Below are 25,969 nucleotides of genomic sequence, written 5' to 3' on the forward strand. Positions count from 1 at the left end.
AGCGACATCATGGCCTCGATCGGCCTCATCAACTACGCCACCTTCATGGGCACCATGATCGGCATCTACGCCATCCTTGCCCTGGGCCTGAACGTGCAATGGGGCGTGACCGGGCTCTTCAATGCAGGCATCGCCGGGTTTTTTGCCGTGGGCGCCTACCTCTCGGCGCTCCTCACCGCGCCCCCCTCGCCCGAGCGCATCATGGGCTGGGAGCTCCCCGTCGCCGTCGGCTGGCTTGGCGCCATGGCCGGCGCCGCCCTCATCGCCTGGCCGATCGGGCGCATCTGCCTGCGTTTCCGCTCGGATTATCTGGCGATCGCTACCATTGGCGTGGCCGAGGTGATCCGGCTGGTGCTGCGCACCGAAGAAATGCTCTCGGGTGGCGCCCGCGGCATCACCGGAGTTCCCCGTCCCTTTGGCGGCCTCGAATACTCCCTGTCGCAGTTCGCCTATTTCGCCCTGGTGATCGCCGTGCTGCTTCTGGTCTACTGGGCCTTGGAGCGCCAGCTCGCCGCCCCCTGGGGGCGGATGATGAAGGCGATCCGCGATAACGAGCAGGCCGCCGCCGCCATGGGTAAGGACATCGCCAAACGCCGTCTGGAAGCCTTTGTGCTCGGCGCAGCGGTCATGGGTCTGGCCGGTGCGCTCTACGTCCATTTCATGCGCGCGATCACCCCGGAGGCCATCGATCCCATGATTTCCACCTTTCTCGTGTGGATCATGCTGATCCTGGGCGGATCGGGCAACAACCGCGGCGCGATCCTCGGAGCGGTGATCGTCTGGCTTATCTGGTCGATGTCGGAATTCGTCACCGACCAGCTCCCTGCCGACATCGCCACCCAGGCCAAGTACATCCGAGTCTTCCTCATCGGCCTGATGCTGCAGCTCATCCTGCGTTTCCGCCCCGAAGGATTGTTGCCGGAAGAAAGCGGGCAGCGCACCGCTTCCCTTCCTCCTTCCCCGCGCTAAACTCCAACGACTACCCCCTCGAAACCTCACCCGAAGGAGACCGACCATGAAGAAGAAAATCCTCGCCTCGCTCAGCGTCCTTGCCCTCGGCGGAGCGATCGCAAGCGCCCCGGCCATGGCGCAGAACGTCAAGGTGGCTTATCTCGTGGCCATCACCGGGCCGATCGCCGGCATGGCGCCGACGATGGTGCAGTCGATGAAGTTCGCCGCCGAGCAGGTCAACGCCCAGGGCGGTATCGGCAACGGCGGCAAGCTCGACCCTCAAGTCTACGATTCCGGCTGCAACCCGCAGCTCGCCACCGACGCCGCCACCAAGGCGGTGAACGTCAACGGTGTGATCGGCATCGTCGGCCCCTCCTGCTCCGGGCCGGTGATCGCGGTGGCCAATTCCGTGAGCGTGCCGGCCGGCGTGCTCCTCATCACCTCCTCGGGAACCTCGCCCAAGATCAGCACGCTGGATGACAAAGATCTCGTCTTCCGCACCGTGCCGTCCGACGACTACCAGGGCCGGGCGCTCGCGCGCACGATCAGGGCCCGCGGCATCGACAAGGTGGCCATCACCTATCTCAACAACGACTACGGCCTGGGGCTGGCCGAAGCCTTCACCGACGAATTCAAGAAACAGGGCGGCACCGTCACCGCCAGCCGGGCGCATGAAGACAAGAAAGCCTCGTACCGCTCGGATCTGGCCGAACTCGCCAAGGGCGGAGCCGACACGCTGGTGGTCTTCGCCTACGGCAACTCCTCCGGGCTCACCATCCTGCGCCAGGCGATCGAGAACGGGTTTTTCAAGAATTTCGTCGGCGCCGACGGCATGCGCGACGAGGGCATGGTCAAGACCCTGGGCCCGGACAATCTCAAGACCCTTCTCGTCTCGGCTCCGGCCGGGGCAACGGGCACCGGGTTCGAGAAGTTCAGCAAAGACTTCAAGGCCGCCGGCGGCGACCCCAACGGAACCTTCGCCGCCACGAGCTACGACGCCGCCTTCCTCATGGCGCTGGCGATCGAGAAGGCCGGCGGCGACAAGGCGAAACTGCCCCAGGCGCTGCGTGAAGTCGCCACCGCCCCGGGCGAACCCATCCTGCCGGGCGAATGGGCCAAGGCGAAGAAACTGATCGCCGAAGGCAAGGACATCGATTACAAAGGCGCCGCGGGGGATCAGGAATTCGACGCGCACGGCGACGTGCCGGGCGACTACGTCCTCTACAAAGTAGGCGGCAGCGGCTTTGCCGAAATCGAACGCATGAAGTGATGGCCGGCGCCGCCCTGCGCCCATGCGGGGCGGCGCTTCAGCCGAAGACCTGGCGGTGCTCGCGTGTGGCGCGAAACTGCACCGTCGGGTACTTCTCCATCGTCACCTCCAGGTTGTAGCGCGAGGAGGCCAGATACACCGGATTGCCGTCGATGTCGCGCGCAAGGCGCAGGGCCTGCTCGCGCTCGAAGCGCGCGCGCGTGGCCTCGTCCGGATAGACCAGCCAGCGGGCGGTGTAGATCTCCGCCGGCTCGAAGATCGCCTCCACGCCGTATTCGCTGCGCAGCCGCTCGGCCACGATCTCGAACTGCAGCACCCCGACCGCCCCGAGCAGGATCTGACCGCCCTCGAGCTCGAACACCTGGATCGCCCCTTCCTCCCCCAGTTCCTTCAAACCCTTGTGCAGCTGCTTGGCTCTGAGGGGATCGCGCAGCCGCGCCATGCGGAAGAGCTCCGGTGCGAAGTAAGGGATGCCGGTGAAACCGAGCATTTCGCCTTCGGTGAGGGTGTCACCGATCTGCAGCTGACCATGATTGTGGATGCCGATGATATCCCCAGCAAACGCCTCTTCCTGGATCGCGCGCTCGTTGGCCATGAAAGTGATGGCGTTGGCCAGGCGCATCTCGCGCCCGGCACGCACGTGCCAAGCTTTCATACCGTTGTGGTAGCGACCGGAGCAGACGCGAAAGAAGGCGATGCGGTCGCGGTGCTTCGGATCCATGTTCGCCTGGATCTTGAAGACGAAGCCGGAGAATTTTTCCTCGGTGGGCAGGACCAGACGCACCCCGGCATCGCGCGGCTGCGGTGGCGGTGCCCAGTCGATGAGCGCCTGCAGGATCTCCTGCACCCCGAAATTGTTGATCGCCGAGCCGAAGAAAACCGGCGTCTGTCGCCCGGCAAGGAATTCGCCCAGGGCGAAGGGTGAGAGCGCCTCGCGCGCGAGCGCCACCGCCTCGCGCATCGCCCCCACTTCGGCGGGAAAGCGCGCATCGAGCTCGGGATTGGCGAGCCCTGCGATCACCTCGGCCTCGACGCGCTTCTCCTCGCCCGGGCGAAACACGAGCGTACGGTCGTGCAGCAGGTGATACACCCCGCGAAAAGCCTTGCCGCTGCCGATGGGCCAGGTGATGGGGGCACAGTCGATTTTGAGCACCGACTCGATCTCGTCGAGCAGCTCGAAGGGCTCGCGTACCTCGCGGTCCATCTTGTTGATGAAGGTGATGATGGGCGTGTCACGCAGGCGGCACACTTCCAGCAGCTTGATCGTCTGCGCCTCCACCCCCTTGGCCGCGTCGATCACCATCACGGCGCAGTCGACCGCGGTGAGCACGCGGTAGGTATCCTCGGAGAAATCCTGGTGACCGGGGGTGTCGAGCAGGTTGATCACATGCCCGTCGTACTCGAACTGCATCACGGAGGAAGTCACCGAGATGCCGCGCTGTTTCTCCACCTCCATCCAGTCGGAGGTGGCGTGCCGCGCCGACTTGCGCGCCTTCACGGTACCGGCCAGTTGAATCGCTCCGCCAAAGAGGAGCAGCTTCTCGGTGAGGGTGGTCTTGCCCGCGTCCGGGTGCGCGATGATACCGAAGGTACGCCGCCGTGCCACCTCCTGCGCCAGTCGTTCTGCCAATGCGTCGCCCATGTCCGTCTTTTCTGGGAAAATCGTTCATTTTAGCAGCAGGAACGTCCACCATGATCCGCTTCGGTCTCGACCGCCTCCTCGCAGAACCCGAACTGCGCCGCCCTCTCGCCGGTCGGCGCGTGGCACTCCTGGCGCACCCGGCTTCCGTCACGCGCGAGCTGATGCACGCGGCCGACGCACTCGCGGCGCTGCCGGAGGTGCGGCTCACCGCGCTGTTTGGCCCGCAGCACGGCGCGCGCGGCGACAAGCAGGACAACATGGTCGAGTCGCCCGACGAGTTCGACGCGCGCCTGGGCATTCCCGTCTTCAGCCTCTACGGCGCGGTGCGCCGCCCCACCCCGGCGATGATGGACACCTTCGACGTGCTGCTCGTCGACCTGCAGGACCTCGGCTGCCGTGTCTACACCTACCTCACCACGTTGCGCTACGTGCTGGAAGCGGCCGCCGCCTACGGCAAGAGCGTGTGGGTGCTCGACCGTCCCAATCCGCTCGGGCGCGGCATCGAAGGGGGGCTGCTGCAGCCGGGGTGGGAGAGCTTCGTCGGTTCCGGGAGGCTCCCCATGCGCCACGGCCTGACGCTGGGCGAGGCCGGGCGCTGGTTCATCGCCACATTGAGGCTCGACGTGGATTACCACGTGGTGCCGCTCACCGGATGGGAGCCGGACGCCGCCCCCGGCTACGGCTGGCCGCTGGGCGAGCGCACCTGGATCAACCCCAGCCCCAACGCCCCCACCCCCTGGATGGCGCGCTGCTATCCCGGTACCGTGCTCATCGAGGGCACCACGCTCTCCGAAGGGCGCGGCACCACCCGTCCCTTGGAAGGGTTTGGCGCCCCCTGGATCGATCCCTGGCGGCTGCTCGCAGAAATGGAAACGCTCGCCCCGCACTGGCTGGAAGGCTGCCGCCTGCGCCCCTTTTTCTTCGAGCCGACTTTCCACAAGCACGCGGGAAAGCGCTGCGGCGGGATCATGATCCACGTGGAAGACCCGGCGCACTACGATCCCCGCCGTTTCCGCCCCTGGCGGCTGGTCGCGCTCGCGCTCAAGGCGCTGCGCCGGATCGAGCCGGATCGGCCGCTATGGCATGCCAACCCCTACGAGTACGAATACGAACGCCTGGCGATCGATCTCATCGACGGCGGCCCGCGCCTGCGACAGTGGGTCGAGGACGAAGCGGCCACGCCGGCCGATCTCGACGCGATGATCGTGCCCGAGGAGCGCGCCTGGGCGCAGATGCACGCCCCCTTCCTCCGTTGACGCCATCCGCCCTATGCTTCCCCTATAATGAGGGTGACGGTGCATCCCGCGCCCAGGCGAGCGGCTCATTCGCATGTGTTTTCTTCCCCTGATCTTTCGCCGTGCCGCCCGCGCCGCGCCGCAGCATGGCCGGCCCCGAGGCAGCGCCAGCGGCCCGACGCGGATGGCGCGGCAGCTGCTCACCTTGCTCGTCCTCTCGCTCGCCCTCGTCGCCGCGGCACGCGCGGAGTACCACCTGGGTGTCTTCGGCCACCGTCCCACCGAGACCCTCCAGCGCCAATGGCAGCCGCTCGCCGACGAGCTCTCGCAGGCGCTCGCCGAACCGGTCACCCTCGAAGTCCTCACGCCCGAGGCGCTCGATCGCGAGATCGCCGCCCGCCGCATCGATTTCCTCTTCACCAACCCCGTCCACTACATCCAGGAAAAACACCGCCACGCCTTTTCCGGCCCCATCGCCACCCTCATCACGGTCGAGCACGGCGTCAAGACTTCGGCCATGGGCGGAGTGATCCTGGTGCGCCGCGACGGTCCCGTTCGGCGCCCTGAGGATCTCAAAGGCAAACGCGTCCTAATTGCAGGGGGCAAAGGGCTCGGGGGCTATCTGGCCCAGGCCGCGTGGCTGCTCGAACAGGGCGTGCGCGTGCCGCAAGACGTCACGCTCCTTCCCCAAGGAAATCACGACGCTGTCGTCCAAGCCCTGCTCGAAGGCAAGGGCGAGGCCGGATTCGTGCGCACGGGCCTTCTCGAAGCGCTCGAGCGCGAGGGGCGGCTCTCGCCCGAGGACGAAGCTCGCCTCATGGTGCTCGGCGAATGGCATCCGCCAGGTTTTCCCTACAAGGTCACCACCGCGCTCTATCCCGAATGGGCATTCGTCGTCCTGCCCCACGTCTCGCCCGAGGTCGCCCGCAAGGTCGCGCTCGCCCTCTACGAGCTCACCGACCGGCTAGATGCCATCCCCGACCCCCGCTTCACCGCCGCAGGCATCGGCGGATTCACCGTCCCGGCCGACTACGCCGGCGTGGAACGCCTCGCCCAGCGGCTTCGCGTACCGCCGTTCGAGCACGTGGAAGTGGAGCTGCGCGACGTGCTGCACCAGTACGCCCTGCCCTTGGTGCTGCTCGCCCTCTCGGCCGTTCTGCTCGCCTTGCTCACGCTGCGCCTGTGGCACACCCGGCGCCAGCTCGAGCACCAGCGCGCCCGCCTCGCCTCGGCGCTCGCCGAGACCCAGACCATCCTCGAGACGGTGGATGAAGCCATCTACGGCACCGACGCACAGGGCCGCTGCATCTTCTTCAACCGCGCCGCCTCCGAAGTGCTCGGTTTCCGGCCGGAAGAAGTCTTGGGTAAGGATCCGCACGAGCTCTTTCACGCGCGGCGGCCGGATGGGCAGCCCTATCCGGCCGAGCACTGCCCCTTGCACCGCGCGCTCGAGGCGGGGCAGAAGGTGCGCCAGGACGACGTCTTCTGGCGGCGCGACGGCCTGCCGGTGCCGGTGCACGTCTCCGCCAGCCCCCGCGTCGAGCACGACCGCGTGATGGGCGCCGTCGTCGCCTTCCACGACATCACCGAGGAAATGCGTCTGCTCGAAGAACTGCGCCGCCTCGCGGCCTACGATCCGCTCACGGGCCTGGCCAACCGCGGCCACCTCGAACAGCGTCTACAGGAAGCCCAATCGGCGGCGCAGCGCCACAAGCGGCCGGCGGCGCTCCTCATGTTCGACCTAGACCACTTCAAGAAGGTCAACGACACCTACGGGCACGCCGTGGGCGACCGCATGCTGCAAGCCTTCGCCCGCGTGCTGCGCCACAACCTTCGCCCCACCGATTTCATCGCCCGCTACGGCGGCGAAGAGTTCATCGCCATCCTGCCCGATACCTCGCTCGACACCGCCGTCAAGGTGGCCGAACGGATCCGGCAAGCCTGGGCCCACACCCAGCTGCCGATCGACGATCAAGGAAAGGTCATCAGCGGCACCGTCTCGATCGGCGTGGCCCCGCTCGACCCCGATGCTCCTTTGGACGAGAGCCTCGCGCGGGTCGACGAGGCCATGTATCGCGCCAAGCGCGAAGGCAGGAACCAGGTCGCCTTGCCTCCCACGGGAAACAAGCGGCTGGAAGCCGGGGTCTGCTCGTGAAACTGCCCTTCGACCGCGCCCGTCGCCGCTGGCTCGGCACCCTCGGTGCGGGGGCACTCGCCGCCGCTGGGATCGGCGGCTGTACGCCCGAACCGCCCCTGCGCGTCTCCTACCATCTCTGGGCGGGCTACGAGCCGCTGCGCCTCTATGTCGACGCCGCCCCCGGCGAAGCGGCCGGCCTGCAGCTCGTCGAAGTGGCGGACGCCGAAGCGCAGCTGCAGCTCCTGCGCCTCGGGCGGGTGGAAGCGGCCATGCTCACGCTCGACGAAGTCCTCCTCGGCCGGGCGCAGGGTCTGGATCTGACGGTCGTGTGCATTCTCGACGTCTCGGCCGGCGCCGACCACGTCATGGCACGCGGCCCCTGCCGCGATGCCTCTGGCTGGCGCGGCGCCCGCGTGGCCGTGGAGCGCATCGGCCCTGGCCGGGTCCTGTTGCAGGCCTGGTGCGAGCACCTCGGGCTCGATCCCCGGCACCTGCAGCGTATTCCCTATTCGCCGCCGCGCCAACTGGAACCCTGGGCGCGGCACGAATTCGACCTCGCCGTGACCTACCAGCCCTACGTCGAGCGCCTGCGCCGCCTGGGGGCCGTCTCATGCTTCGATTCCGCCGCCCTGCCGCCGGTCGTGCTCGACGTCCTGGCCGTGCGCAGCGCCGTCCTGCACACGCACGGGAAAGCGATCGAACGCCTCGTGCGGGCCCACTTCCTCGGCCTCGAGTGGATGCGCGACAACGCGATCGACGCGCGCCACCGTCTCGCCCGGCGCTTCGGCCTGGCGCCCGAAGAGGCCTTCACCCCCTTCGTCGGCCTCGTCTTCCCGCCGCTCACGCAGCAGCGAGACTGGCTCGAACGCATGCTCGCCGACTCCGTCGCCACGATCGCGGGGCTGCTGCAGCGCGCCGGGCTGCTCCATGCGGCAGCTCCGCCGGTTCCGGCCTCGGCCCGTTTCCTCCCCCACCCCTCGCCGTGATGCAGGAACGACGCCGATGCAGCCCCCTTTTCGCCTCTCCCTCGCCCTGCGCCTCGCCGCCATCTTTCTCGGGCTGATTCTGATCGTGCTCGCGGCCGAGAGCTGGCTCGCCTGGCGCAACGCCCGCGAACGCACGCTGGCCGACGCGCAAGAGCATCTGCTGGGGCTCGCCGCCACCCTCGTGCGCGCCGCCGAACGCCGCTGGAGCGAGCGCCCCGACGAAGTGCGCGCCGACATCGAATTCCAGGCCACATCCCCCGGGCACCGTGCCACCCTGCTCACCGATGGACAGGGTCGCATCCTCGCCGCCCATCGCCGGGACTGGGAAGGGCTGAGCCTGCCCGACGTCCTGCCAAGCCTTTCCCTGCCGCTTCCGCCGCCTGCGCTGGATGCCTTGCGCTGGCAGATCCAAGGCGATGCGATGCTCCTGGCAGTCCCTTGGATGCTGCCCGAAACCGCGGACACGGCCCCGGGAACGCCGCTCGGCTGGCTGATCCTCTCCTACGATTTCCACACGCTCCTCGCGCAGCGCCTCGCCGAGCACCGCCGCGCTCTGGCCTGGCACGCCGCCCTGCCGGTAGTCGTGATGCTGCTCCTCGGGCTCTATATCCACTATCGCGGCGCCCGCCCTCTCGAAACCCTCACCCGCGCCCTGCGAGCGGTCGCCTCACCCGGGGGCTACCGTCCGCCCGAGCTCGGCGGCGCCATCCCCGAAGTTCGCGCCCTGGGCGAGGCGATCGCGCAGACCATGGCTGCACTCGCGCGCCAGCAGGAACGCCTGCGCCAGCTCGACGTCGCCATCGACGCCAGCCCAGCCCAGCTCATCATCACCGACACCCAGCCCGCCATCCTCTACGTCAATCGCGCCTTCACCGAAGTCACCGGCTACCGCCCCGACGAAGTGCTGGGCAAGAATCCGCGCCTCCTCCAATCCGGCAAGACCCCGCGCGAAACCTACCTCGACCTGTGGACCCGCCTGAGAAGCGGCCGCCGCTGGAGCGGCGAATTCATCAACCGGCGCAAGGACGGCAGCGAATACGCCGAATTCGCCACCATCGCCCCGGTCTTCGACGAAGCAGGGCAGATCACCCACTACATCGCCGTCAAGTTCGACCTCACCGAACAGCGCCGCATCACCGAACGCCTCTCGCACCTGCTCACCCACGACCCCCTCACGGGCCTGGCCAATCGCTCCCTGCTGCTCGAGCGCATCGCCCTACGGCTCGAGCAAGGCAAGAACGCCGGACAAAACTTCGCCCTCGTGCTTTTCGACCTCGACGGTTTCAGCGAAGTCAACGAACGCTACGGCACGCACACCGGAGATGAACTCCTCAAGGAGATCGGCCGCACGCTGAAGTACACGCTCACCGCCTGCGACACGCTCGCCCGGCTCGAGGCCGACGAATTCGCCATGCTCACCGACGCCCAACCCGACGCGACCGAAGCCGGAAACTTCGGCTGGAAGCTCGCCCGCACCATCTCCCATCTCCTCGAGCAGGAAGTCCGGACGCGTTTTGCCGAGCGCCACCCCATAGAACGGCTCACCGCGGCTGCCGGCATCGCCGTCTTCCCCGACGATTTCGCGGACGCCGAGGAGATCCTCGCCGCGGCGGCCCTGGCCTTGCAGCAGGCCCGCATCAGCCGCCAGCCCGCAGCCGTGCGCGTCTACGAAAGCCTCAGCGCCGATCTGCTGGCGCGGCGCAGCGCCATCGAGCAAGGCTTGCGCGAGGCGCTCGCCGGCCAAGGATCGCACGTCCTCGAGCTCCACTACCAAGGCCAGTTCGACCTTCAGCATCGCCTGTGGGGGGCCGAAGCGCTGCTGCGCTTCAGCCACGCCACCCTGGGTCGCATCTCCCCGCTCGAATGCGTCTCCGTGGCCGAACGAAGCGAGCTCATCTTCACCCTCGGCTCCTGGATCGTGGGAACGGCGCTCACCGAGGCCATGGGCTGGCGGCGCACCACCGGCTGGGACGGGACGCTCTCGGTCAACCTCTCCCCCTTCGGCCTGCGCGACCCCCATTTCGCCGCACGCATCCTCGAGCTCCTGCAGCAAAGCGGCCATCCCGCAGACCGGCTTCTGTTCGAGATCACCGAGAGCAGCGCCCTCGATCATCTCGAAGAAGCCGAGCGCGTCATGCGCCGCGTGGCCGCCGCCGGCATTCGCTGGTCGCTGGACGACTTCGGCACGGGCTTCTGCGGCCTGCACTACCTCGACCGCCTGCCCGTGGCCGAGATCAAGATTGACCCCTCGTTCGTGCAGCGCGCCCCGGGCGAGGCCCGCGCGCGCCATCTCATCAATGCCATGGTGGAGGCTGCCGCCGCCTTTTCCTGCCGGGTGGTCGCCGAAGGCGTGGAAGACGAAGCCCAGGAACGGACGCTTTCCGCCTGGCCCGAGCTCCTGCTGCAGGGCTGGCACCTCGCCCGCCCCGAGCCGGCAGAAGCGTTCGTCCGCCGGCTCGGCGGAGCCATTCAAGGATAGCGCCGGTTGCAGATATCCACGCAGATGAGATAGACCTGCATGCAATCCACCGTGGTCTCCCCTACCCGGCCGCCGGCAGCGCGGCAATCCCCCATCTGCTCGCCACACACCTCCACGCAGCGGCTCCAGTCACGCTTGACCCCCTCCACGTCCCTGGCGAGCGACTCGACGATGCGCCGGTAGCAGGCGGCCACTTCCACCCGGCGCGGCGCCTCGGCCACGAATCGCCAGTCGCTGCGGCGCAGGCCGTTGAGCGCCTTCTCGATGAGACCGATGTCGTCGGCCCGCACCCGGCCGTTGCGGACCAGCCATTCCACCGCCTGGCAATCGAGCGAACGATCCTGCGCCACCGTCTGCGGCGCCGGTGGCAGATAGCCCGCCTGGATGCGGGCGCATTCGTGGGCGAAGAGAAAGAGCCGTGCGGCGGGCCACAGATCGGGCAGCAGCTGCGGATTGTGCACGATCACCGGCACACCCCCGACGAGGCGCGTCTCGAAGACCCTTCGGGCCTTGGAATCTTCGAGTACCGCCACGGCCTGCCCCTTGGCGTCGGTGCACCCCGTATATTCCTGTGCCCTGGCCCCCTGCCCGGCCAGCGCCGCCCACAGGAACACCGCTGCCACCGCCCAGCGCCACGTCACTCGCATCGTCTTCCCCTATCGTTTTGTTTCACTATAGCCGCCGATCGCTCGCCTCGCTTGCCCGAGGCGCCGAATCGGATTATACTAGACGGCCTAGTCTAACCCAAACCCGAGCACGTGAGCGACGACACCCGGCAAAAAATCCTCGAAGCGGCCAGCGAGGCCTTCATCGAACGCGGCTACCGCGTCTCACTCGACGAGATTGCGCGCCACGCCGGTGTGGCCAAGCAGACCGTCTACCACTATTTTCCGAGCAAGGACGAGCTCTTCGCCTGCGCCGTCGAGACGATGGGCGAAGACATCCTGGTGGCGCTCTCGCCGCTCGAGGGCGAGGCACTGCCCGACACCCTCGCCCGCTTCGCCCTGGCCTTGCGTGAGCGGGTGCTCGGCGCATCCTGCATCGCTCTGCATCGCCTACTCATTGCCGAAGCCCCCCGCTTCCCGCAGCTCGCCCGCACGGTCTATGAGGCGGGGATCGGAGAGACGGTGCGCCGTCTCTCCACCCTGCTCGGGCGTGCCATGGACGAAGGACGGCTGCGCCGCGATGATCCGCGCCTCGCCGCCGAACTGCTGCTCGAGATGCTCATCGGCGCCGAGCGCAATCGCTGCCTCTATGAAGTCCAGCGCCCGGGCGGCGTACCGGCCGCCGAGGCCGCCCCGCATATCGTCTCCATCTTCCTTCGCGCTTATCACCCTGAAAAACCGATAGAATCGACGCTTTCGCCGTCGCCCCCCAGGAGCACGACCCCATGAAACCAAGCACCCCCTTGCGGCTGGCATGTGCTGCCGCCCTCGTCCTGTTGACTGCCGCCTGCAGCCGCAACGGCGGCGATGCCGCCACGGCCCAGGCCGCCCCTCCTCCACCCGAAGTCGCGGTGATCGAAGCCCGCTACGGCAGCGCCGTGCTGCGTCGCGAGCTTCCCGGCCGGCTCGAAGCCTACCGCACCGCCCAGGTGCGCGCCCGCGTCGAAGGCATCCTGGAAAAGCGCTTTTTCGAAGAAGGCAGCGACGTGAAGGAAGGGCAACTGCTCTACCGCATCGAGCCGCGTACCTACCAACGCGCCTTTGAAGCCGCCAAGGCCGACGTCGCCGCCACGAAATTGCTGGTCGACCGCTACCGGCCGCTGGTGCAGATCAACGCCATCAGCCAGCAGGAGTTCGATTCGGCCGAAGCCGCCTGGAAGCAGGCCGAAGCGAAACTCGCGCAGGCCGCGCTCGACCTGGAGAATACCCGCGTCCCGGCGCCGATTTCCGGGCGCATCGGCCGCTCGCTCGTCACCGAAGGCGCGCTGGTGGGCCGGGGCGAGCCAACGCATCTGGCCACCATCGAGCAGATCGACCCGATCTACGTCAATTTCACCCAGCCCAGCGCCGAGCTGCTCGCGCTGCGCGAGGCGCTGCGCTCCGGCCAATGGAAAGAGGCCGACCGCAGCAACGTGGAGATCGTGCTCGACAACGGCAAAACCTATCCCATCCCCGCCAAGCTCCTCTTCGAGGACGTCTCGGTCGACCCCGCCACCGGTGCCGTGCTCATGCGCGCCCTGGCGAAGAACCCCGAGCACGTGCTGCTGCCGGGCATGTTCGTGCGCGTGCGCCTGCCGCAGATGCAGATGGACAAGGTGATCACCGTGCCGCAGCGCGCGGTGCAGATCAACCCACAGGGGCACTTCGTCATGGTGGTCGACGCCAACAACACGGTCGCGCCCCGCGCGATCAAGGTCGGAGGCATGAGCGGCACCGACTGGGTGGTGCTCGACGGCCTGCAGGAAGGCGAGAAGGTGGTCGTCGAAGGGCTGCTCAAGGTCCGCGCCGGCGCGCCGGTCAAGCCCGTGCCCTGGCAGCCGAAGAACGCGCCCGCCGCGGCGGCACCCTCCACCGCCGCGAAGTGAGGACTTGAGCCATGTCCGTCAATTTCTTCATCGACCGGCCGGTCTTCTCCTGGGTCATCGCCCTGGTCATCCTGCTCGCCGGCGGGCTTGCGGTGCGTTCCCTGCCGATCGCGCAGTATCCCGAAGTCGCCGCGCCGGCGCTGGCGATCTCGGCAGACTACCCCGGCGCCTCGGCCGAGGTGATCGAGCAGACCGTCGTCGCCCTCATCGAGCAGGAGCTCAACGGCATCGAGAACCTCATCTACATGGATTCGCAGTCGGAGCTGGGGCGCGCGACCATCAACCTCACCTTCTGGCCCGGCACCAACCTCGACATCTCCTCGGTCGAGGCGCAGAACCGCATCAAGCGGGTGGAGGCGCGCCTGCCCGACGACGTGCGCCGCCTCGGCGTCACCGTCAAGAAGATGCGGCGCAACTACCTGATGTTCATCTCGCTCTTCTCGCCGGACAACTCGCTCAACAACGTCGACCTCGCCAGTTTCGCCTCCACCACCATCCTCGACCCGCTGCGGCGCGTGCCCGGGGTGGGGGATGCCGAGCTCTTCGGCGCCGAATACTCCATGCGCCTGTGGGTGTCGCCCGAGAAACTCGACAGCTTCCAGGTCACTCCCGGCGACGTCATCAATGCGGTGGCCGCGCAGAACGTGCTGCTTGCAGTAGGCGAAGTCAATGCGCCGCCATCGGTACCCGGCATGGAATACGCCGCCACCGTCGTTACCCGCGGACGGCTGAAGACGCCCGAAGAATTCGGCGAAGTCATCGTGCGCGCCAAGCCCGACGGCTCCATCGTGCGGGTGAAGGACGTGGCCCGGGTCGAACTCGGCGCCCAGGATTACAGCGTCTTTGCACGGCTCAACGGTCAGCCCAACGCCGCCATCGGCATCAAGCTTGCGCCAGGCTACAACGCCCTGGAGACGGCGCAGCGCGTACGCGCGCAGGTGGAAGACCTCGCCAAATACTTCCCGCCGGGCATCGACTGGATCGTCCCCTACGACACCACCCCCTTCATCGAGATCTCCATCCGTGAGGTGGTGAAGACGCTGTTCGAAGCGGTGGTACTCGTCTTCATCGTGATGTACCTCTTCCTCGGCAACCTGCGCGCCACCCTCATTCCGACCATCGTCGTGCCGGTGTCGCTGGTGGGGGCGGCCGTGGGGCTATGGGTGCTGGGATATTCCATCAACGTGCTCACGCTCTTTGCCATGGTGCTCGCGATTGGCATCGTGGTCGACGACGCCATCGTGGTGGTGGAAAACGTCGAGCGCGTGATGGCCGAGGACAAGCTCCCGCCGCGCGAGGCGGCGCACAAGGCGATGTCGCAGATCGTGGGCGCCATCATCGGCATCACCCTGGTGCTCACCTCGGTCTTCATCCCCATGGCCTTCTTCCCCGGCTCGGTGGGCGTGATCTACCGCCAGTTCTCGATCACCCTCGTGCTCTCCATGCTCTTCTCGGCGCTCATGGCGCTCACCCTCACCCCGGCGCTGTGCGCCACCCTGCTCAAGCCGCACAAGCCCGGTCACGGTGAGAAAGGCTTCTTCGGCTGGTTCAACCGCGGCTTCCAGGCCAGCACGCGCAGCTACGTCAACGGGGTGCGCCACGCCATCACGCGCCCGTGGCGATTGATGATCCTCTACGCCATCATCCTCGGCTGCACCGGCTGGCTGTTCACCCGCCTGCCCAGCAGCTTCCTGCCGGAAGAAGACCAAGGCTACTTCATCACCATGGTGCAGCTGCCTTCTGGTGCCACGCAGCAGCGCACGCAGGAGATCGTCTCGCAGGCCGAGCAGTACTTCCTTGCCCAGCCCGAGGTGCAGAACACCATCGGCATCGTCGGCTTCTCCTTCCTCGGGCGCGGACAAAACGCCGGTCTGATCTTCGTGCGCCTCAAGGACTGGAGCGAGCGCAAGGCGGCCGAATCCTCGGCGCAGGCACTCATCCAGAAAACGAACCGGCATTTCGCCCCGCTCAAGGAAGCGATCGTCTTCGCCATCAACCCGCCGGCCATCCCCGAGATGGCGGCCATCGGCGGGTTCGACTTCCGGCTGCAGGATCGCGCCGGGCTCGGACGCGTGGCGCTCAACGCCGCCAAGGATCAGGCGCTGCAGCTGGCGGCGCAAAACCCGCGGCTCACCAACGTGCGCCTGGAAGGGATGCCCCCCGGGCCGCAGCTCATGCTCGACATCGACCGCGACAAGGCCGAGACCCTGGGCGTATCCTCGGCCGTGCTCAACCAGACGCTGCAGGCGATGTTCGGCGTGGCCTACATCAACGACTTCGAGCGCCAGGGCCGCATCCTGCGCGTGCAGCTGCAGGCCGACGCCCCGGTGCGCATGAGCCCCGAGGAGATGCTGCAGGTGTCGGTGCGCAACAATGGCGGTCAGATGGTCAAGCTCGCCGAGCTCGTCAAGACGCGCTGGACGATCGGCCCGCCGCGGCTCGACCGCTACAACGGCGTGCCCTCGCTCAAGCTCACCGGCTCGCCCGCGCCGGGCGTCTCCAGCGGCGAGGCGATGCAGGCGATGACCGCGATCGCCGCCGAACTGCCCACCGGCATCGGCTACGAGTGGTCCGGCACCTCCTTCGAGGAGAACCTCTCCGGCTCGCAGGCGCCGATGCTCTTCGCCATCTCGCTCATCGTCGTCTTCCTGTGCCTGGCGGCGCTCTACGAGAGCTGGTCCATCCCCTTCTCGGTGATGCTGGTGGTGCCGCTGGGTGTGTTCGGTTCGCTCCTGGCCGTCACCTGGCGCGGGCTGCCCAACGACGTGTACTTCAAAGTCGGCCTGGTGGCCATCATCGGACTCTCGGCGAAGAACGCCATCCTCATCATCGAGTTCGCCCGCGAACTGCACGAAAGCGGCAAGAACCTGATGGAGGCCACGCTGGAAGCCGCCCGCATGCGCTTCCGTCCCATCCTGATGACCTCCATCGCCTTCATCGTCGGCGTGCTGCCGCTGGCCATCTCCACCGGCGCCGGCGCCCAAAGCCGGCACGCGATCGGCACCGGCGTGATCGGCGGCATGCTCGCCGCCACCGTGCTCGCCGTCTTCCTCGTCCCCGTCTTTTTCGTGGTGGTGCGCCGTCTCTTCCCGCCCAAGGGCGAGACCGCCGCCCAGGAGCCTCACCATGCCTAAGCTACGCCGCACTCCCCTGGCGCTCGCCCTGCTGCTCGCCAGTGCCGGCTGTTCGATGATGCCCGACTATTTCCGGCCCGAACCGCCGGTGGCCAAGCAGTGGCCCGCTTCGGTCGACCCGCGCGGCGAGCGCGACATCGCCGACATGCCGTGGCAGGAATACTTCCCCGACCCGCGCATGCAGGCGCTCATCGCCGCCGCGCTCGAGAACAACCGCGACCTGCGCGTGGCCGTGGCCCGCGTCGAAGAAGCGCGCGCGCTCTACCGCATCCAGCGCGCCGACCGCTTCCCCAACGTCGGCGCCAATGCCTCCGAGCAAGCCGCTCGCACTCCGGCAGATCTCTCCTCCAGCGGCCGCTCGATGACGACGCACCGCTACGACGTCGGTGCGAATCTCCTCTCCTTCGAGCTCGACTTCTGGGGCCGCGTCGCCAGCCTCACCGAAGCTGCCCGCCAGCAGTACCTCGCCACCGAAGAGGCGCAGCGCGCCTTCCGCCTCTCGCTCATTTCGGACGTGGCCAACGCCTACCTCTCGCTCAAGGAGGCCGAGGAGAGCCTGCTGCTTGCCAAGGAGACCTTGCGCACCCGCGCCGACATGCTCAATCTGGTCGGCGAGCGACGCAACATCGGCGTTTCCTCCGAGCTCGACTACCTGCAGGCCCGGGGCTCCTACGAGACCGCGCGCGTGGCGGTGGAGCAGCTCGACCAGCAGCGCGTGGCCGCCGAGAACTACCTTCGCCTGGTGATCGGCACCGACCGTGCCGACTGGCCCGACGGCCGCAGCCTGCGCGAACAGGATCTCATCGGCAATTTCGCCGTCAACGTCCCCTCCGAAGTGCTGCTGCGCCGCCCGGACGTGCGCGCCGCCGAACGCCAGCTCATCGCCGCCAACGCCAACATCGGCGCAGCGCGCGCCGCCTTCTTCCCCCGCATCACCCTCACCGGCATGCTCGGCACCGCCAGCGCCGCCTTCAGCGGGCTCTTCGACGCGGGCAGCGCCGCCTGGACCTTCCAGCCCATGATCACCCAGCCGATCTTCGACGCCGGTCGCACCCAGGCGAACCTGGATCTCGCGCTGGTGCGCAAGAACATCGCCGTGGCGCAGTACGAGAGCACCATCCAGCAAGCTTTCCGCGAAGTGGCCGACCTGCTCTCGGCCCGCGAGCGCATCGCCCGCCAGCTCGAAGCGCAGATGACACTCGAGCGCACCCAGCAGCAGCGGCTCGCGCTCACCGAGGCGCGCTACCGCGAGGGCATCACGAGTTTCCTCGAAGTGCTCGATGCCCAGCGCGACGCCTTCCAGGCCTCGCAGGCGGTGATCTCCACCCGCCGGCAACTGCTCTCGGCCGCGGCCCAGCTCTACAAGGCGCTCGGCGGCAGCCGCGAATTCGAGGGCGAGCCGATCGTCGAGGCCAAGGCGACCGATTCTCCCTGAGCTACAAAATGGGCGCGAGCCAGCGCCGCGCCTCCTCCAGCGCCAGGCCGCGCCGCCGCGCCCAGTCGGCGAGTTGATCCTCCCCGATCCTGGGAATGGCGAAGTAGCGCGACTCGGGGTGGCTGAAGTAGAACCCGGCCACGCTCGCGGCCGGGCGCATGGCGTAGTGCTCGGTGAGCGTCATGCCAGCGCGTGCGGGCGCATCGAGCAGGGCGAACAGGTCCCCCTTCACCGTGTGATCGGGGCAGGCCGGATAGCCCGGCGCGGGACGGATGCCGCGGTAGCGCTCGGCCACCAGCTCCTCGGGCGAGAGCCGCTCCTCGGGCGCGTAGCCCCAGTCCTCGCGCCGCACTTTCTCGTGCAGCCACTCGGCGCAGGCCTCCGCCAGCCGGTCGGCGAGCGCCTTCAGCAGGATGGCGTGATAGTCGTCGTGCGCCGCCTCGTACTCGGCCAGTTTCTCCTCGATGCCGTGCCCCGCAGTCACGGCGAAGGCCCCGATCCAGTCCAGCACCCCCGTTTCCTTGGGCGCGATGAAATCGGCCAGGCACAGGTTCGGCTGACCCGGCGGACGCTGGTGCTGCTGGCGCAGGCCGTTCCACACCATGGCGAGTGCGTGGCGCGATTCGTCGGCGTAGATCTCGATGTCCTCGCCCAGGCTCGCCGCCGGGAAGAGCCCCCACACCGCGCGCGCCTTCAGCCACCCTTCGCGCACCAGCACGTCCAGCATCGCCTGCGCCTCGCCATAGACCTGGCGCGCCGTCTCGCCCACCACCGGGTCTTCCAGGATCTGCGGAAAAGACCCGGCCAGGTCCCAGGTCTGGAAGAAAGGCCCCCAGTCGATGTAGGGCACGAGCCGCGCGAGCGGCACTTCCTCGGCGAACACCCCCAAGCGGCGCGGGCGCGGCGGCGCATAGGCCGTCCAGTCGGTGCGAAACGCGTTGGCGCGCGCGGCTTCCAGCGGCAGCAGGGTGTAGCCGGTCTTGGCGGCATGCCGCTCGCGGATGCGCGCGTAGTCCTCGCGCAGCTTGGCCACGTACGCCTCGCGCTCGCCCGGCGAGAGCAGCGCCGAGACCACCCCCACCGCCCGCGAGGCATCGGGCACATACACCACCGGCCCCTCGTAGTGCGGCGCGATCTTCACCGCCGTGTGCGTGCGGCTGGTCGTCGCGCCCCCGATCAAGAGCGGCACGGTGAAGCCTTGGCGTTGCATCTCGGCGGCCACGTGCGCCATCTCCTCGAGCGAGGGCGTGATGAGCCCGGAGAGCCCGATCGCATCCGCCTTCAGCTCGCGCGCCGCGGCGAGGATCTTCTCGCACGGCACCATCACGCCCAGGTCGTGCACCTCGTAGCCGTTGCAGGCAAGCACCACGCCGACGATGTTCTTGCCGATGTCGTGCACGTCCCCCTTCACCGTGGCAAGCACCAGGCGCCCTTTGGTATGCCCGCCCGTCTTCGCCTTCTCCGCCTCAATGTAGGGCAGCAGGTGCGCCACCGCGAGTTTCATCACCCGGGCGGATTTCACCACCTGCGGCAGGAACATCTTGCCCGCACCGAAAAGATCGCCCACCACGTTCATGCCGGCCATGAGCGGCCCCTCGATCACCGCGAGCGGCCCCTTGCCCTCGGCGGCGAAGCGCGCGCGCAGCTCCTCGGTATCCTCGACCACGTGCTCGGTGATGCCCTTGACGAGCGCATGCTCCAGGCGTTTTTCCACCGGCCAGGCGCGCCATTCCTGCACTTCTTCCGCCCTGGCCTCGCCCGTCTGCAGGGTCTGGGCGTAGGCCACCAGCTCCTCGGCCGCGCCGGGGCGGCGGTTGAGCACCACGTCCTCGACCAGCGTGCGCAGCCGCGGCTCCAGCTCGTCGTAGATGCCCAGCTGCCCGGCATTGACGATGCCCATGGTGAGTCCGGCGCGGATGGCGTGATAAAGGAAGACCGTGTGGATGGCCGCGCGCACCGTTTCGTTGCCGCGGAAGGCGAAGGAGACGTTGGAGATGCCGCCGCTCGTCTTGGCGTGCGGCAGATGCCCGTGGATCCAGCGCACCGCCTCGATGAAGTCGACGGCGTAGTTGTCGTGCTCGGCAATCCCCGTGGCGATGGCGAACACGTTGGGATCGATCACGATGTCCTCGGGCGGAAACCCGTCGGCCACCAGCAGCCGATAGGCGCGCTCGGCGATCTCGATCTTGCGCGCGAAGGTATCGGCCTGGCCGCGCTCGTCGAAGCACATCACCAGAACCGCCGCGCCATGGCGCCGCGCGAGCCGCGCCTGCGCGAGGAACGTCGCCTCCCCTTCCTTGAGCGAGATCGAATTGACGATGCCCTTGCCCTGCAGGCATTTGAGCCCCGCCTCGATCACTTCCCACTTCGAAGAATCGACCATCACCGGCACGCGCGCGATGTCCGGCTCCACGGCCACGAGCCGCAGGAAGCGCGTCATTGCCGCGGCGGAATCGAGCATCGCCTCGTCCATGTTGACGTCAATCATCTGCGCGCCGGCCTCCACCTGCTGGCGCGCCACCGACAGCGCTTCATCGTACTTCTCTTCGAGGATGAGGCGGGCGAACTTCTTCGAGCCGGTGACGTTGGTACGCTCGCCCACGTTCACGAAGAGCGAATCCGGCCCGATCTCGAAGAGATCGAGCCCCGCGAGCCGCATCACGGGCTTCGCCTGGGGCAGCGGGCGCGGCGCGCGGCCTTCCACGGCCTGCGCGATCGCCGCGATGTGCGCCGGCGTCGTGCCGCAGCAGCCGCCTACCAGATTCACCCAACCCGCCTCGACCCAAGAGACGATCTCCGCGGCGAGCGCCTCGGGCGTCTCGTCGTAGCCGGTGGGCGAGAGCGGATTGGGCAGCCCCGCGTTGGGATGGGCCGAAACGAAGGTGGTGCAGATGCGCGCGAGCGTCTCCACGTGCGGACGCAGCTCGCGCGCACCCAGGGCACAGTTGAGCCCGAAAGTGAGCGGGCGCGCGTGCGCGAGCGAAGCCCAGAAGGCTTCCGGCGTCTGCCCCGAGAGCGTGCGCCCGGCCGCATCGGTGATGGTGCCGGAGATCATCACCGGCCAGCGCCGGCCATGCTCCTCGAAGAGGCGCTCGAGGGCGAACACCGCCGCCTTGGCGTTCAAGGTGTCGAACACCGTCTCGATGAGCAGCAGGTCCGCTCCGCCCTCCACCAGAGCGCGCGCCGACTCCAGATAGTCGGCCGCGAGCGTGTCGAAGTCGATGGCGCGAAAGCCGGGATCGTTCACGTCGGGGCTCAGCGACAGCGTCTTCGAGGTCGGGCCGATGACGCCGGCCACGAACCGGGGCTTGTCCGGCGTGCGCGCGCTGTACTCGTCGGCGAGCGCGCGAGCGAGCCGCGCCGCCTCCCGGTTGATCTCGTAGGCCAGATGCGCCAGACCGTAATCCGCCTGCGAGGCGCGCGTGGCGTTGAAGGTGTTGGTCTCGATCACGTCCGCCCCGGCCTCCAGATAGGCGCGGTGGATCTCGCCGATCACCTCCGGGCGCGTGAGCACCAGGAGATCGTTGTCGCCCTTGAGCTCCACCGGGTGATCCTGCAACCGCTCGCCGCGGAAATCGGCTTCCGTCAGCCGGTACTGCTGGATCATGGTCCCCATGGCGCCATCGAGCACCAGCACGCGCTCGCGCAGCAGGCGCACGAGCTCCTCGGTCCGGTCCGCTTGCATGCCTCTTTCCTCCATAAAAGCGAAACGCCCGTGAAACCTGCCGGCGGCAGGGCTTCACGAGCGTCGTTGTCCCATCCGAGCCTGGCGGCGAGGCGCCGCTGCAACGCTCCTCGGAAAGCCTCGTATTTTACGGCAAGAATGCTTCCAGCACCGCGTTGAGCAGGCGCCAGCCGCGCTCGGTGGCGGCGATGCGCCAGGAAAGCGGCTCCACCAGCCCCTGCGCTTCGAGCCGCGCCCAGCGCGGTGCGAGCGTCTCCAAAGAAAGCCCCGTGCGCGCCGCGAACCATTCCCGCGGCACCCCCGCGCGCAGCCGCAGCGCGTTCATGAGAAACTCGAACGGCAGCGCCTCGGGCGCCACCACTACCTCTTCCTGCACGAAAGGGGCGACGGCCGCCAGATAGCGGCGCGGGTGCTTGTGCTTCATGCGCCGCACGATGCCTCCGGGTGTGCTGAGCTTGCCGTGGGCGCCCGGCCCCACGCCCAGGTAGTCGCCAAAGCCCCAGTAATTCAGGTTGTGCCGGCAGGCTTCCCCCGGCAGCGCCCAGGCCGAGACCTCGTAGTGGACGAAGCCCGCACGCGCGAACCGCTCCTCCACCGCCGCCTCGATCGCCGCCAGCTCCTCGTCGGCAGGCAAGGCCGGCGGCGCAGCGGCAAAAGGCGTGTTCGGCTCGATCGTGAGCTGATAGCAGGAGAGATGCGTCGCCCCGCCAGCGAGCGCCGCTTCCACGTCGGCGAGCGCCGCCGCCGGGCTCTGGCCGGGCAGGCCGATCATCAGATCGACGTTGACGCGGGAAAAAAGACGCACCGCCGCGGCGAGCGCCGCGCGCGCCTGGGCGCCGTCGTGGATGCGCCCCAGGCGCCGCAGGGCCGCGTCGTCGAAACTCTGCACCCCCAGCGAGAGCCGATTCACCCCGGCCTGCGCGTAGGCCGCGAAGCGCGCCGCTTCGAAGGTGCCGGGATTCGCCTCCAGCGTGACCTCGGCGTTTGGCGCGAGCGGCAAGTGCCGTCGAATCGCCGCCATGAGCCGTGCAAGAGCCTCCTCCGAGAGCAGGCTCGGCGTGCCGCCGCCGAAGAAGACCGTGTCGACCGGCCGCCCGCCGGCGCGCTCGACCTCGGCCTCGAGGTCGGCTTCCAGCGCCGCGAGGAATTCCGCCTCGGGCACCTCGCCCGCGAGCGGATGGGAGTTGAAGTCGCAGTAGGGGCACTTGCGCACGCACCAGGGCACGTGCACGTAGAGCGACAGCGGCACCCGCGCCGGATCGAGCGTGCTCAAGCCCCCTCCCGCTCGAGCCGCGCGCGCAGCCGGCGCAAGGCCCGGCCGCGGTGGCTCAGGCGATTCTTCTCCTCAGGGGCAAGCTCGGCTGCGGTCTTGTCCCGTTCGGGCAGATAGAAGAGGGGGTCGTAGCCGAAGCCCCCCTCCCCGCGCGGTTCCGTGAGGATCTCTCCCCACCAGCGCCCCTCGGCCACGAGCGGCAAAGGATCGTCCGCCGTGCGTAGAAAAACCACGCAACTATAGAAGAATGCCCGCCGCGCCGCCCCTTCCAGACCCTGCATCGCCGCGAGTAGCGCCGCATTGTTGCGTGCGTCCGACCGGGGCTCACCGGCGAAGCGCGCCGAGCGCACCCCGGGCGCCCCGCCGAGCGCCGGCACCGCCAGGCCCGAATCGTCGGCGATCGCCGGCAGGCCCGCAGCGGCCGCCGCGTGCCGCGCCTTGGCGAGCGCATTTTCCAGGAAGGTCGGATGCGGCTCCTCGGCCTCCGTAATGCCCAGCGACCCTTGCGCCAGAACCTCCCAGCCGAGCGGCGCGAGCAGCGCCTCGAGCTCGGCCGCCTTCTTCGCGTTGTTGCTCGCGAGCACCACCCGGCGTTTGCCCGAACTCACGCCCGGCTCTCCCGCTGGGCGGCGAGCAGCTCGCCGATGCCTTTCTCGGCGAGCGCGAGCAGGGCTTCGAGCGCCTTCCGGTCGAACGCCCCGTGCTCGGCCGTGCCCTGCAATTCGACGAAGCCGCCCGCGCCGGTCATCACCACGTTCATGTCGGTGTCGCAGGTGGAATCCTCGGCGTAATCGAGGTCGAGCAACACCTCGCCCCCCACGAGCCCCACCGACACCGCCGCCACCTGGTCGCGCACGGGCGAAGCGGAGAGCACCCCTCGCGCTACCAGCGCCTCGCACGCATCGGCGAGCGCCACCCAGGCCCCCGTGATCGCCGCCGTGCGCGTGCCGCCGTCGGCCTGCAGCACGTCGCAATCGAGCACGACCTGCCGCTCCCCCAGCGCCGCCAGGTCCACCACCGCGCGCAGCGAGCGCCCGATCAGGCGCTGGATCTCCAGCGTGCGCCCGCCCTGCTTCCCTTTGGCCGCCTCGCGCGGCGTGCGCGTGTGCGTGGCGCGCGGCAGCATGCCGTATTCGGCCGTCACCCAGCCCTGCCCCGTCCCCTTGAGGAAAGGCGGCACGGATTCTTCCACGCTCGCGGTGCATAGCACCCGCGTGCGCCCGAAAGATACCAGCACTGAGCCTTCGGCATATTCCGTGAAGCCTCGTTCGATGCGCACCGGACGCAGTTCGTCGGCGCGCCTGCCATCATGCCTCATGCATCATCCCTTGAATTTCTGGATCGTCTCGTTGATCTCGCGGATCGCCCGTTCGATCTCTTCGTTGTCGAGAGGTTCGGCCGAAAAACCCGGCGGCTGCTGCGGCAGAGAGAAGGCCGTCGTCACCTGGTCGAGCGCCATGGTCTCGGTGGAAACCGTGTCCGGCGCCAAGGAGGGTTCGCCCTCCTCCCAACGCATGGCGATGAGCGAGACGTTGTCCGAGTTGGGCCCCGCCTCCATCTCCGCCTGCTCCACCAGTTCGGGCACCACCCGCACGAGCGGTCCGCGCGCGAGGCGCTCGGCGATCTCCTCGTCGTCGAGCACGCCCCACAGGCCGTCGGAACACAGGGCGATCACGTCCCCAGCCTGCAACACCGCCCGCCGACCGAAGTCGACGTGCGGCAAGGTTTCCCCGCCGAGCGAGCAATAGAGGCGGTTGCGGCTGTCGTGCGTGCGCAACTGGGCTTCGCTGAGCACCCCCTGTTCGATCAGGAGCTGCGCGTGCGAGTGGTCGATGGTGCGCGTGAGCACCTTGCCATGGCGGATGTGATAGAGGCGCGAATCGCCCACGTGCGCCCACCAGGCGTATCCCCCTTCCTGCACGAGGCAGGTGACGACCGTCGCACGCGGGTTCCCCTCGATGTGATTCACGCGAGCATATTCCAGGATCGCATAGTGCGCGTTGATGATCGCCTGCGACAGGAAACTCAAGGGATCCTCGACGCGCGGCTTGGCCGACAGGCGAAACGCCTGGATGAGGCTCTGCAGTGTGATCTGCGCCGCCACTTCGCCAGCCGCATGCCCTCCCATACCGTCGGAGAGCACCATGAGGAGCGCCTCGCGCGAATAGGCGTAGCCCACCCGGTCTTCGTTTACCGGCCTTCCACCCACGCTCGTGGCCTGATGGATGGAGAATTTCATCGTTCGGCTCCTTCAGGAAGGGACGGCATCAGCGAGCGGTATTCGGTGGCGGCCACCAAGAACGGCACGTAGGCCGAGAGCACCTTCTGCACCGCATAGGCACTCTGCGGCCGCTTCTCGGGATCGAGCTGCATCAGGTCGACGATGAGATCGATCAGCTCCGGCGTATAGTGCCCCCGATAGGGTTCGAGGCGCTGCGCCAGATCGTCCTTCTCCTGCCGCGCCTCCGCCCGCGGCGGCGCCTGCCCGGTGACGCAGGTATAGAGCGTGGCGCCGAAGCTGTAGAGATCGGTCCACGGCCCGATGTCCTCCCGCTTGCCGCTGAGCTGCTCGGGCGGAGCGTAGCCGGGCGTGAACATCGTGCGCACCCACTCCTGGTCGGACGACAAGCTCTGACGCGCCGAACCGAAGTCGATCAATACCGGGTCGCCATTGCGGCGCAGATAGATGTTGGCCGGCTTCAGGTCGAGGTGCAACAGTTTGTGCGTATGCACCTCGCGCAGCCCCGAGAGCACCCGCAAACCCATCGCCCGAATGAAGCTCTCGCGCAGCCCCCCTTTTTTCTGCCGGACGTACTGCAAGAGGGTACGCCCCTCCTCGTACTGCATCACCATGTAGACGGTCTGGTTTGCCCGAAAGAAGTTGAGCACCCGGATCACGTTGGGGTGGTTGATGCGCGCGAGCGACCGCCCCTCCTCGAAGAAACACTTCAACCCGAAGAGAAAGGCCCGCTCACAATCGGGCAGGATCTCCGGCTCGATATCCCCTTCCTCGCGCCGCGCCAGGGTATGCGGCAGATACTCCTTGATCGCCACCGTTTTTCCTTCGCGATCGCGGGCGCGATAGACGAAAGAAAACCCCCCTTTGGCGAGCAGGTCGAGAATGCGGTAGCCCTCCACGAGCCACCCCTCGGGCAACGGAGCGTTTTGTTGTGTCGACATGGCCGGACCGGGTATGATAAACCGCCTCGGAC

18 protein-coding genes and 1 riboswitch are annotated in these 25,969 nt (G+C 68.0%); of the genes, 10 read left to right on the forward strand and 8 right to left on the reverse strand.

Annotated elements, in window-relative coordinates; all coding sequences use genetic code 11:
• Positions 1-9 precede the first annotated feature (9 nt).
• Positions 10-969 (forward strand): branched-chain amino acid ABC transporter permease, encoded by a 960-nt coding sequence (locus EPD82_RS01825; protein WP_141054727.1) that lies wholly within the window; start codon positions 10-12, stop codon positions 967-969.
• Between the two features lie 46 nt (positions 970-1,015).
• Complete coding sequence (locus EPD82_RS01830; RefSeq protein ID WP_055422446.1) at positions 1,016-2,221, forward strand: ABC transporter substrate-binding protein; 1,206 nt, start codon at positions 1,016-1,018, stop codon at positions 2,219-2,221.
• Between the two features lie 37 nt (positions 2,222-2,258).
• Here EPD82_RS01830 and EPD82_RS01835 read toward each other — a convergent pair whose 3' ends face one another.
• Positions 2,259-3,863, reverse strand: a complete 1,605-nt coding sequence (locus EPD82_RS01835; RefSeq protein ID WP_141054730.1) for a peptide chain release factor 3 — start codon at positions 3,861-3,863, stop codon at positions 2,259-2,261.
• A gap of 50 nt (positions 3,864-3,913) precedes the next feature.
• Between EPD82_RS01835 and EPD82_RS01840 the strand changes: the two genes are divergently transcribed.
• The 4 genes from EPD82_RS01840 (at position 3,914) to EPD82_RS01855 (ending at position 10,700) form a co-directional block, all read left to right on the forward strand.
• On the forward strand, positions 3,914-5,119 hold the full coding sequence (locus tag EPD82_RS01840; RefSeq protein WP_141054733.1) for an exo-beta-N-acetylmuramidase NamZ family protein: 1,206 nt from the start codon (positions 3,914-3,916) through the stop codon (positions 5,117-5,119).
• Positions 5,120-5,192: 73 nt separating this feature from the next.
• On the forward strand, positions 5,193-7,253 hold the full coding sequence (locus EPD82_RS01845) for a diguanylate cyclase (protein ID WP_141054736.1): 2,061 nt from the start codon (positions 5,193-5,195) through the stop codon (positions 7,251-7,253).
• On the forward strand, positions 7,250-8,221 hold the full coding sequence (locus tag EPD82_RS01850; protein ID WP_141054739.1) for an ABC transporter substrate-binding protein: 972 nt from the start codon (positions 7,250-7,252) through the stop codon (positions 8,219-8,221). The genes EPD82_RS01845 and EPD82_RS01850 overlap by 4 nt, the downstream gene beginning before the upstream one ends.
• A gap of 16 nt (positions 8,222-8,237) precedes the next feature.
• Positions 8,238-10,700 (forward strand): putative bifunctional diguanylate cyclase/phosphodiesterase, encoded by a 2,463-nt coding sequence (locus EPD82_RS01855; RefSeq protein ID WP_170210762.1) that lies wholly within the window; start codon positions 8,238-8,240, stop codon positions 10,698-10,700.
• Here EPD82_RS01855 and EPD82_RS01860 read toward each other — a convergent pair.
• The gene (locus EPD82_RS01860; protein ID WP_141054745.1) at positions 10,691-11,347 is read right to left on the reverse strand and encodes a hypothetical protein; all 657 of its coding nucleotides are present in this window, start codon (positions 11,345-11,347) and stop codon (positions 10,691-10,693) included. The two genes, EPD82_RS01855 and EPD82_RS01860, sit on opposite strands and share 10 nt — an antisense overlap.
• A 111-nt stretch (positions 11,348-11,458) precedes the next feature.
• Here EPD82_RS01860 and EPD82_RS01865 point away from each other — a divergent pair, with 111 nt between their 5' ends.
• The 4 genes from EPD82_RS01865 to EPD82_RS01880 are packed head-to-tail and all read left to right on the forward strand — an operon-like array spanning position 11,459 to position 17,799.
• Positions 11,459-12,094, forward strand: a complete 636-nt coding sequence (locus EPD82_RS01865; RefSeq protein WP_141054749.1) for a TetR/AcrR family transcriptional regulator — start codon at positions 11,459-11,461, stop codon at positions 12,092-12,094.
• A complete protein-coding gene (locus tag EPD82_RS01870) occupies positions 12,091-13,230 on the forward strand; it encodes an efflux RND transporter periplasmic adaptor subunit (RefSeq protein WP_141054752.1) in 1,140 nt (379 codons plus the stop codon). Before EPD82_RS01865 ends, EPD82_RS01870 begins: the two co-directional genes overlap by 4 nt.
• An 11-nt stretch (positions 13,231-13,241) precedes the next feature.
• Entirely contained in the window at positions 13,242-16,364 is a 3,123-nt protein-coding gene (locus tag EPD82_RS01875) for an efflux RND transporter permease subunit (RefSeq protein ID WP_141054755.1), read from the forward strand.
• Complete coding sequence (locus EPD82_RS01880; RefSeq protein WP_141054758.1) at positions 16,357-17,799, forward strand: efflux transporter outer membrane subunit; 1,443 nt, start codon at positions 16,357-16,359, stop codon at positions 17,797-17,799. Before EPD82_RS01875 ends, EPD82_RS01880 begins: the two co-directional genes overlap by 8 nt.
• Before the next feature lies 1 nt (position 17,800).
• Here the strand turns inward: EPD82_RS01880 and metH are convergent, their stop codons facing one another.
• From metH to EPD82_RS01910, 6 genes are all read right to left on the reverse strand, one after another.
• Complete coding sequence (gene metH / locus EPD82_RS01885; RefSeq protein WP_141054761.1) at positions 17,801-21,484, reverse strand: methionine synthase; 3,684 nt, start codon at positions 21,482-21,484, stop codon at positions 17,801-17,803.
• Between the two features lie 51 nt (positions 21,485-21,535).
• Positions 21,536-21,602, reverse strand: a riboswitch (S-adenosyl-L-homocysteine riboswitch).
• A gap of 9 nt (positions 21,603-21,611) precedes the next feature.
• Positions 21,612-22,757: a radical SAM family heme chaperone HemW gene (gene hemW / locus EPD82_RS01890; RefSeq protein ID WP_206202139.1), complete on the reverse strand. Its 1,146-nt coding sequence runs from the start codon at positions 22,755-22,757 to the stop codon at positions 21,612-21,614.
• On the reverse strand, positions 22,754-23,365 hold the full coding sequence (rdgB, locus tag EPD82_RS01895; RefSeq protein WP_206202140.1) for an RdgB/HAM1 family non-canonical purine NTP pyrophosphatase: 612 nt from the start codon (positions 23,363-23,365) through the stop codon (positions 22,754-22,756). Before rdgB ends, hemW begins: the two co-directional genes overlap by 4 nt.
• Complete coding sequence (gene rph, locus EPD82_RS01900; RefSeq protein ID WP_141054764.1) at positions 23,362-24,075, reverse strand: ribonuclease PH; 714 nt, start codon at positions 24,073-24,075, stop codon at positions 23,362-23,364. The genes rdgB and rph overlap by 4 nt, the downstream gene beginning before the upstream one ends.
• 3 nt (positions 24,076-24,078) lie before the next feature.
• Positions 24,079-24,996, reverse strand: coding sequence for a PP2C family protein-serine/threonine phosphatase (locus EPD82_RS01905; protein WP_055422431.1), 918 nt, complete (start codon positions 24,994-24,996; stop codon positions 24,079-24,081).
• Positions 24,993-25,937: a serine/threonine protein kinase gene (locus EPD82_RS01910; RefSeq protein ID WP_141054767.1), complete on the reverse strand. Its 945-nt coding sequence runs from the start codon at positions 25,935-25,937 to the stop codon at positions 24,993-24,995. The genes EPD82_RS01905 and EPD82_RS01910 overlap by 4 nt, the downstream gene beginning before the upstream one ends.
• Positions 25,938-25,969: the final 32 nt, after the last annotated feature.

The sequence above is a fragment of the Tepidiphilus succinatimandens genome, from assembly GCF_006503695.1.
Lineage (GTDB): Bacteria > Pseudomonadota > Gammaproteobacteria > Burkholderiales > Rhodocyclaceae > Tepidiphilus > Tepidiphilus succinatimandens.

What these genes read in the sequence shown, in the direction of transcription:
- EPD82_RS01825 (WP_141054727.1), top strand. Translation starts at nt 10, where the DNA reads ATGGCCTCGATCGGCCTCATCAACTACGCCACCTTCATGGGCACCATG.
- EPD82_RS01830 (WP_055422446.1), top strand. Translation starts at nt 1,016, where the DNA reads ATGAAGAAGAAAATCCTCGCCTCGCTCAGCGTCCTTGCCCTCGGCGGA.
- EPD82_RS01835 (WP_141054730.1), bottom strand. Translation starts at nt 3,863, where the DNA reads ATGGGCGACGCATTGGCAGAACGACTGGCGCAGGAGGTGGCACGGCGG.
- EPD82_RS01840 (WP_141054733.1), top strand. Translation starts at nt 3,914, where the DNA reads ATGATCCGCTTCGGTCTCGACCGCCTCCTCGCAGAACCCGAACTGCGC.
- EPD82_RS01845 (WP_141054736.1), top strand. Translation starts at nt 5,193, where the DNA reads ATGTGTTTTCTTCCCCTGATCTTTCGCCGTGCCGCCCGCGCCGCGCCG.
- EPD82_RS01855 (WP_170210762.1), top strand. Translation starts at nt 8,238, where the DNA reads ATGCAGCCCCCTTTTCGCCTCTCCCTCGCCCTGCGCCTCGCCGCCATC.
- EPD82_RS01860 (WP_141054745.1), bottom strand. Translation starts at nt 11,347, where the DNA reads ATGCGAGTGACGTGGCGCTGGGCGGTGGCAGCGGTGTTCCTGTGGGCG.
- EPD82_RS01870 (WP_141054752.1), top strand. Translation starts at nt 12,091, where the DNA reads ATGAAACCAAGCACCCCCTTGCGGCTGGCATGTGCTGCCGCCCTCGTC.
- EPD82_RS01875 (WP_141054755.1), top strand. Translation starts at nt 13,242, where the DNA reads ATGTCCGTCAATTTCTTCATCGACCGGCCGGTCTTCTCCTGGGTCATC.
- EPD82_RS01880 (WP_141054758.1), top strand. Translation starts at nt 16,357, where the DNA reads ATGCCTAAGCTACGCCGCACTCCCCTGGCGCTCGCCCTGCTGCTCGCC.
- metH (WP_141054761.1), bottom strand. Translation starts at nt 21,484, where the DNA reads ATGCAAGCGGACCGGACCGAGGAGCTCGTGCGCCTGCTGCGCGAGCGC.
- rph (WP_141054764.1), bottom strand. Translation starts at nt 24,075, where the DNA reads ATGAGGCATGATGGCAGGCGCGCCGACGAACTGCGTCCGGTGCGCATC.
- EPD82_RS01905 (WP_055422431.1), bottom strand. Translation starts at nt 24,996, where the DNA reads ATGAAATTCTCCATCCATCAGGCCACGAGCGTGGGTGGAAGGCCGGTA.
- EPD82_RS01910 (WP_141054767.1), bottom strand. Translation starts at nt 25,937, where the DNA reads ATGTCGACACAACAAAACGCTCCGTTGCCCGAGGGGTGGCTCGTGGAG.